At 37.5% G+C, this 1,012-nt stretch carries 1 protein-coding gene; it reads right to left on the reverse strand.

Annotated elements, in window-relative coordinates:
- The coding region (locus AC1DRF_RS29470; RefSeq protein ID WP_477742503.1) for an MGDG synthase family glycosyltransferase at positions 1 to 886 on the reverse strand (886 nt) is incomplete at its 3' end.
- Between the last annotated feature and the right edge of the window lie 126 nt (positions 887 to 1,012).

The following is a 1,012-nucleotide window of genomic DNA, read 5'->3' on the forward strand; positions in this document are numbered from 1 at the left end:
GAATAAAAATAGGTAGTCTTTTGTGAAGGGCTTCGCTAATTGTCACTCCCCCCGCTTTTGTGACAATGGCATCTGCTCCCTCATATAAATCATTCATTTTCTCTCTCGATTTTACATACGAGACCGCTTTAATTCTCGGGTGGTTTAATTTTATTAGTTCTTGATACAACTTTTTGTTTTTTCCGCACAGCACATAATACATATACGTACAGTTTTGCGGAAGCTGCTGAAGCATTTTGCGTACATTTCCAAGGCCGGAATTCCCTCCGGCAATCAGTATATGTTTCTGTGGCATAAGATGGTCAATCCTTCTTTTTAAAAACGCTTTATGAACAGGAATTCCCGTTACATAAATAGAAGACTCTTTTACACCGTGAACGTTTTGTAAAAACGCTTTTGTATCCTGATCAGGCACGCAGTGAAGCTCAATTCCATTTTTACCCCATACGTCGCTTACTAAGAAGTCTGTGTATACGTTTATAATAGGAAGATCAATGATTCCTTTTTCTTTTAACCCGCTTAATACACAGGAAGGAAAGCTGTGTGTACAAACAATGACATCCGGCTGCTCTGCATCAATTAATTTCTTCATATGGTATTCGATAATCGGCCATTTTTTCACAACAAAATCGTCCATCGTATGGTCGTTTTTTTTGTATACATGACCGTAATAAAATTTTTCAAACTGCTTTGGGAAAACAGAAATCCATTTCATGTATATCGATGAAATCATTTGTTCAAGCGGTTTGCTCCAATAGCTTAAACAATCAATTTTTTGACAAATAACGTGCGAAAAACGCTCCATAATGGCATCCATAACGGCGTCTGCTACTTGGTGATGACCAGATGGCATCTGAAAAAGCGGTAAGAATAAAACCTTCCTCATTGACCATCCCTCCTCTCAAGACGTTTTCGATTTCTTGTTCTTTTTATAAGTAAATAAATGACAAAAAAAGCTACAGCGCCCATGATAATATACGAAATATGAATTCGATCTCCTACGTAGTAACCT

The organism is Priestia sp. P5_B4 (genome assembly GCF_056400385.1).